This window comes from Methylibium sp., assembly GCF_031393925.1.
Lineage (GTDB): Bacteria > Pseudomonadota > Gammaproteobacteria > Burkholderiales > Burkholderiaceae_C > Methylibium.
The window spans coordinates 1-5,966 of record NZ_JANMWL010000055.1 but is presented as its reverse complement, the minus strand read 5'-3'; the positions used below and the strand labels follow the sequence as shown (position 1 = coordinate 5,966).

The 5,966-nt window shown below is 68.2% G+C and carries 7 protein-coding genes; 6 read left to right on the top strand and 1 reads right to left on the bottom strand.

Going from position 1 to position 5,966, the window contains the following annotated elements:
• Positions 1 to 165, bottom strand: a 165-nt coding sequence (locus tag RMO12_RS15925) for an S-adenosylmethionine:tRNA ribosyltransferase-isomerase (RefSeq protein ID WP_405029613.1), incomplete at its 3' end; no start/stop codon positions are given.
• On the opposite strand from RMO12_RS15925, the gene recG reads away from it, so the two are divergent.
• The 6 genes from recG (at position 117) to RMO12_RS03775 (ending at position 5,938) form a co-directional block, all read left to right on the top strand.
• On the top strand, positions 117 to 2,282 hold the full coding sequence (gene recG, locus RMO12_RS03800) for an ATP-dependent DNA helicase RecG (RefSeq protein ID WP_309638259.1): 2,166 nt from the start codon (positions 117 to 119) through the stop codon (positions 2,280 to 2,282). The genes RMO12_RS15925 and recG overlap by 49 nt on opposite strands.
• A gap of 82 nt (positions 2,283 to 2,364) precedes the next feature.
• Positions 2,365 to 3,288, top strand: coding sequence for a LysR substrate-binding domain-containing protein (locus tag RMO12_RS03795; RefSeq protein ID WP_309625381.1), 924 nt, complete (start codon positions 2,365 to 2,367; stop codon positions 3,286 to 3,288).
• 200 nt (positions 3,289 to 3,488) lie between these two features.
• Entirely contained in the window at positions 3,489 to 3,974 is a 486-nt protein-coding gene (locus RMO12_RS03790; RefSeq protein WP_309638258.1) for a rubrerythrin family protein, read from the top strand.
• Between the two features lie 25 nt (positions 3,975 to 3,999).
• Complete coding sequence (locus tag RMO12_RS03785) at positions 4,000 to 4,164, top strand: rubredoxin (protein WP_309625379.1); 165 nt, start codon at positions 4,000 to 4,002, stop codon at positions 4,162 to 4,164.
• Between the two features lie 7 nt (positions 4,165 to 4,171).
• Positions 4,172 to 5,347 carry an FAD-dependent oxidoreductase gene (locus tag RMO12_RS03780; protein WP_309638257.1) on the top strand — a complete coding sequence of 392 codons (1,176 nt, stop codon included), beginning with the start codon at positions 4,172 to 4,174 and terminating at the stop codon, positions 5,345 to 5,347.
• Between the two features lie 93 nt (positions 5,348 to 5,440).
• Entirely contained in the window at positions 5,441 to 5,938 is a 498-nt protein-coding gene (locus RMO12_RS03775; RefSeq protein WP_309638256.1) for a Dps family protein, read from the top strand.
• Positions 5,939 to 5,966: the final 28 nt, after the last annotated feature.

Here is a 5,966-nt window from a genome sequence, read left to right as displayed (position 1 = left end):
AAGCAAGCGCGACGCGCTGCGCTCATGTTGCGGATGCTGGGCGATCAGCTCGGGCGGGAGCGCGAAGTCGAAGTCCGCAAGCGTGTGGCAGCGAGGCATGAAGGCAGAATTGTTCCATGCCCGAGGTGACCGAGCCCCCCGCGACCGCGCCTTCTGCCGCGCCACGCGTGCTGTCAGGCCCCCAGCGCGCCCTCCAAAAGCTCGGCCTCGTGCGCGACATCGACCTCGCACTGCACCTGCCGCTGCGCTACGAGGACGAGACGCGCATCGTGCGCATTGCCGACGCGCGCGAGGGGCAGCCGGTGCAGGTCGAAGGCGTCGTCAGCGACTGCCGCGTCGAGCAGCGGTCGCGGCGCCAGCTCGTGGTGACCTTGGGCGACGGCAGCGGCGAGCTGGTGCTGCGCTTCCTCAACTTCTATGCCTCGCAGCAAAAGGCCTTGGCCGTCGGCAAGCGCCTGCGCGTACGCGGCGAACTGCGCGGCGGCTTCCTGGGGCGCGAGATGGTCCACCCTGCCGTCAAGGCGGTGGACGCCGACACGCCGCTGCCGGCCTCGCTCACACCCGTCTACCCGACCAGCGTGCAGCTGCCGCAGGCCTATTTGCGCAAGGTGGTGGCGGCGGCGCTGGCGCGAGCGCCGCTCGGTGAGCTGTTGCCCGAGGGCGTGGTACCGCACGGTCTGCCCTTGCTGCGCCAGGCGCTCCTGTTCCTGCACCAGCCTCTGCCCGACGTGAGCCCGGCGACCTTGGAGGACCGCAGCCACCCGGCCTGGCAGCGGCTCAAGTTCGACGAGTTGCTGGCGCAGCAACTCTCGCAGGCGATGGCGCGGCGCGAACGTGCGGCGCTGGTCGCACCGGCCTTGCGCGAGCGCGCCGACGGCGGCGTCCACGCGCAGCTCCTGGCCACCTTGCCGTTCGCGCTGACGAGCGCGCAGCGCCGGGTCGGCGCCGAGATCGCGCACGACCTGGCCACGCCGCAGCCGATGCACCGCCTGCTGCAGGGCGACGTCGGCTCGGGCAAGACGGTGGTCGCGGCGCTGGCCGCCACCTTGGCCATCGACGCCGGCTGGCAGTGCGCCCTGATGGCGCCCACCGAGATCCTGGCCGAGCAGCATTTCCACAAGCTCATCGGCTGGCTCGAGCCGCTGGGCGTGCAGGTCGCGTGGCTCACCGGCAGCCGCAAGGGCAAGGCGCGCACGCAGATGCTCGAGCGGGTGGCCTCGGGCGCCGCCGGGCTGGTGGTCGGCACGCACGCGGTGATTCAGGACGACGTGCTGTTCGCGCGGCTGGGCCTGGCCATCGTCGACGAGCAGCACCGCTTTGGCGTTGCGCAGCGGCTGGCCTTGCGGCGCAAACTGGCGGGCCAAGCCGGGCTCGCCGCCGCGCAGGAGTCGGGCGACAGCCCAGCGAGCACCACGGCGCACGTCAGACCGGATCACGCGGACTGCGCGCGCGCGCCGCTCGAACCCCATCTCCTGATGATGAGCGCCACGCCGATACCGCGCACCCTGGCGATGAGCTACTTCGCCGACCTGGCGGTCAGCACCATCGACGAGCTGCCGCCCGGGCGCACGCCGGTGCTCACCAAGCTGTTCGCCGATAGCAAGCGCGACGCCGTCGTCGAACGGGTGCAGGGCGAGGTGGCCAAGGGGCGGCAGGTGTATTGGGTGTGCCCGCTGATCGAGGAGTCGGAGACGCTCGACCTGAAGAACGCGACCGAGACGCACACCAGGCTCGGCCAGAGCCTGCCCGGCGTCGCGGTGGGCCTCTTGCACGGGCGCATGCCGGCGGCCGAGAAGGCGGCGGTAATGGCGCTGTTCACTGCCGGCGGTATCGCGGTGCTGGTGAGCACCACCGTGATCGAGGTCGGCGTCGACGTGCCCAACGCCAGCCTGATGGTGGTCGAGCATGCCGAGCGCTTCGGGCTGTCGCAGCTGCACCAGTTGCGCGGGCGGGTCGGTCGCGGCGCGGTGGCCAGCGTGTGCGTGCTGCTTTATGCCGCGCCGCTGTCCGACGCCGGCAAGGCACGCCTGAAGGCCATGGTCGAGACGAACGACGGCTTCGAGATCGCGCGCCGCGACCTCGACATCCGCGGCCCGGGTGAATTCATGGGCGCGCGCCAGAGCGGTGCCGCGCTGTTGCGCTTTGCCGACCTGACCGACGACGCCGCCCTGCTGGCCGAGGCCCGGCGCCTGGCGCCGCCCTTGCTGGAGCGTGAGCCGCGCGCCGCCGCCGCGCAGGTCGAGCGCTGGCTGGGCACCAAGGCCGAATACCTGAAGGCGTAGCCGCTCGGCGTTCCCTGCGCCCGCGCGCCGCCAAGCCACCTGAAACCCCGCAAAATGCTCCTCTGACCCCTGCCGGCATGCCATGACCCTGACCGAACTGCGCTACATCGTCGCCGTCGCCCGCGAACGGCATTTCGGCCGCGCGGCCGAGGCCTGCTTCGTCTCGCAGCCCACGCTCAGCGTGGCCGTGAAGAAGCTCGAGGACGAGCTCGACCTGAAGATCTTCGAGCGCGGCAGCAACGATGTCTCGGTCACGCCGCTGGGCGAGGAGATCGTGCGCCAGGCGCAGGCCGTGATCGAGCAGGCGGCGGGCATCAAGGAGACCGCCAAGCGCGGCAAGGACCCGCTGGCCGGGCCGCTGCGGCTGGGCGTCATCTACACGATCGGGCCCTATCTGCTGCCCGACCTGGTCAAGCAGGCGATCAAGCTCTTTCCGCAGATGCCGCTCATGCTGCAGGAGAACTTCACCGCCAAGCTGCTCGACATGCTGCGCACCGGCGAGCTCGACGCGGCGATCCTCGCCGAGCCCTTCCCGGACACCGGCCTGGCCGTGGCACCGCTCTATGACGAGCCCTTCGTGGTGGCGCTGCCCGAAGGTCACGCGCTGGCCAAGCGCAGCAGCATCCCGTCCGAGGAGCTGAAGAAGGAAACCATGCTCTTGCTGGGCACCGGCCACTGCTTTCGCGACCACGTGCTCGAGGTCTGCCCCGAGTACGCGCGCTTCGCGAGCAACGCCGAGGGCATCCGCAAGAGCTTCGAGGGCTCGTCGCTGGAGACCATCAAGTACATGGTGGCCTCGGGCGTGGGCATCACGGTGGTGCCGCAGTTGTCGGTGGCCAGCGGGCAGCAGCAACACATGAAGTACGTGCCGTTCGCCGACCCGGTGCCCACGCGCCGTGTGGTGCTCGCGTGGCGCCGCAGCTTCACGCGCTACGAGGCCATCGCGGCGCTTCGCAATGCCATCTACGCCTGCCCGCTGGCCGGTGTGGCGCGCCTGACGGGCTAGGGAAATCCCGGCCCTATCGAGCGCCTAAGCGGATTCAATACCGCTCACCGCTGCAACGTCCCATTCGTGCCCCGCGATGCCTGATAGGCGCCGCGGGGCATTTTGTCTGGGGCTATCGCTTCAATCCGAGCAATTGACTTTGTTGCTATCAGTAAGGCACTTACGATAGCGCTCATTGCAACTTGATTGAAGCGAAAACCATGTCCAGCTCCTTCCACAATCCCGAGTCCGCGACCATCAAGAACCTCGAGTCGGCCTTTGCCGGCGAATCGATGGCGCACACCAAGTACCGCTACTTCGCCAAGCTTTGCCGCGCGATGGGCGATGAAGCCACCGCAAAGGTGTTTGAAGACACCGCCGAGCAAGAAATCCTGCATGCCTTCGGCCATGCCGACCTGCTGTTCCCCAAAGCCAACATGACGCCGGCCAAGGCGCTGCAGTTCGCCATCGAAGGCGAAACCTATGAATACACCGAGATGTACCCGAGCTTTCGCAATGCGGCGGTCGCCGAAGGCAACACCGCGGCGGTGAAAGAGATCGACGAACAGATCGCAGAATCCAGAGAACATGCCGAGATGTTCAAGGCGGTGCTGGAGAAGGCCGCCAAGCGCTTTGCGGCATTGGCCAAGGTCGAGCAACGCCACGCCAACCATTACCAGGCCACGCTCGACAAGCTGGCCGCCTGATCAACGCACGAAAGAACACTGAATCATGAAAACCTATCAATGCGTCGTCTGCGGCTTCATCTACGACGAAGCCGTGGGCATGCCCGACGACGGCATCAAGGCCGGCACCCGGTGGAACGACATCCCCGCGGACTGGGAGTGCCCTGAATGCGGCGTGGCCAAGTCCGACTTCGAGATGGTCGAAATCTGAGCGCGGCATGAGTGAGCCGGTCGTCATCATTGGCAGCGGACTCGCGGGCTATACCGTGGCTCGCGAGTTGCGCAAGCTCGACAAGACCACGCCGCTGGTGGTGGTGAGCAGGGACCACGCCGGCTTCTACTCCAAGCCGATGCTGTCCAACGCGCTGGCGGGCAACAAGACGCCCGCCACGCTGGTGATGAAGGCGGCCGAGAAGATGGCGGCCGATCTCGGTGCCACGGTGCGGGCCGGTGTGAGCGTGCGCCGCATCGACACGGCGGCGCGCCTGGTTGAATTCGAGGGCGGCGAGACGCTCGTGTACCGCGATCTGGTGCTGGCGCTTGGCGCCGACCCGATCCGCGTGCCACTCGAGGGCGACGCTGCCGACGCGGTGCTCTCGGTCAACGACCTCGACGACTACACGCGCTTTGCCGAGCAGCTGCACGGCAAGCAGCGCGTGGCGATCCTGGGCGCCGGGCTGATCGGCTGCGAATTTGCCAACGACCTGCTGTCGCGCGGCGTGACGCCGACCCTTGTTGACCTTGCCGATCGCGTGCTGTCGCGCTTGCTGCCGCCGCAAGCGAGTGGCCTGCTGCAAGAGCGGCTCGCGGCGGCTGGCGTGCAGTTCAGGCTCGGCCTTAGCGCTAGTCGCGTCGAACGCGTTGCGGGCGGCCTGCGTGTGAGCTTGAGCGACGGCAGCGCCGTCGAGGCGGATGTCGTGCTGTCGGCCATCGGCCTGCGTCCGCGCGTGGCCTTGGCTCGAGCCGCCGGCCTGGCAGTGCAGCGTGGTGTGGTGGTCGACCGGATGCTGGCCACGTCGCAAGCGCATGTGCATGTCGATCTACGAGCGCATGTGTATGCGTTGGGCGACTGCGCCGAGGTGCAGGGCCATCTGCTGCCCTACGTGATGCCGATCATGCAGCAAGCCCGCGCGCTGGCGGCCACCTTGACCGGCACGCTCACGCCTGTCGTCTACCCCGCCATGCCGGTGGTGGTGAAGACGCCCGCCTGCCCGACCGTGGTGTGCCCGCCGCCGCCGGATGCACAGGGCCACTGGCAAGTCGACTCCACCGACGACGGCTGCGAAGCCCGCTTCGTCGCCGCCGACAACCAGTTGCGCGGCTTCGCCTTGCTCGGCAGCGCCATGGCTCGCAAACAGGCGCTCACCCAACTGATGCCGGCGCTGATGGGCTGAGATGACGACCCGCACGCACCTGCGGCGCTGCCCCCCGTGAGGGCCGCCCAGCGTCCAAAGCCTCGATCAACCCACCCACGAAGGAGCTCTCTCATGGCCAAGAACCGCACTGCTTCGACACCCGTGAACATCGGCATCGCCGAGAAGGACCGCGCCGCCATCGCCAAGGGCCTGAACGCGCTGCTCGCCGACACCTACACGCTCTACCTGACCACCCACAACTTCCACTGGAACGCCACCGGGCCGATGTTCAATACGCTGCACGCGATGTTCATGGTGCAGTACACCGAACTCTGGAACGCGGTCGACCCGGTGGCCGAGCGCATCCGCGCACTTGGCTTTCCCGCCCAGGGTTCCTACGCGCAATTCGGCAAGCTGAGCTCGCTGCCCGATGTGCCGGGCGATCCGCCCAAGGCGATGGAGATGGTGCGCATCCTGGTGCAGGGCCACGAAGCCGTGGCGCGCACCGCACGCGGGCTGTTCCCGCTGGTGGACAAGGCCTCCGACGAACCGACCGCCGACCTGTTGACGCAGCGCCTGACGGTTCACGAACAGGCCGCGTGGATGCTGCGCTCGCTGCTCGAAGACTGAGCACCGAGGCAAACGGTTTGCCAGCCTG

Coding starts and splice junctions, on each gene's coding strand:
- recG (WP_309638259.1), top strand. CDS start 117: ATGCCCGAGGTGACCGAGCCCCCCGCGACCGCGCCTTCTGCCGCGCCA.
- RMO12_RS03795 (WP_309625381.1), top strand. CDS start 2,365: ATGACCCTGACCGAACTGCGCTACATCGTCGCCGTCGCCCGCGAACGG.
- RMO12_RS03790 (WP_309638258.1), top strand. CDS start 3,489: ATGTCCAGCTCCTTCCACAATCCCGAGTCCGCGACCATCAAGAACCTC.
- RMO12_RS03785 (WP_309625379.1), top strand. CDS start 4,000: ATGAAAACCTATCAATGCGTCGTCTGCGGCTTCATCTACGACGAAGCC.
- RMO12_RS03780 (WP_309638257.1), top strand. CDS start 4,172: ATGAGTGAGCCGGTCGTCATCATTGGCAGCGGACTCGCGGGCTATACC.
- RMO12_RS03775 (WP_309638256.1), top strand. CDS start 5,441: ATGGCCAAGAACCGCACTGCTTCGACACCCGTGAACATCGGCATCGCC.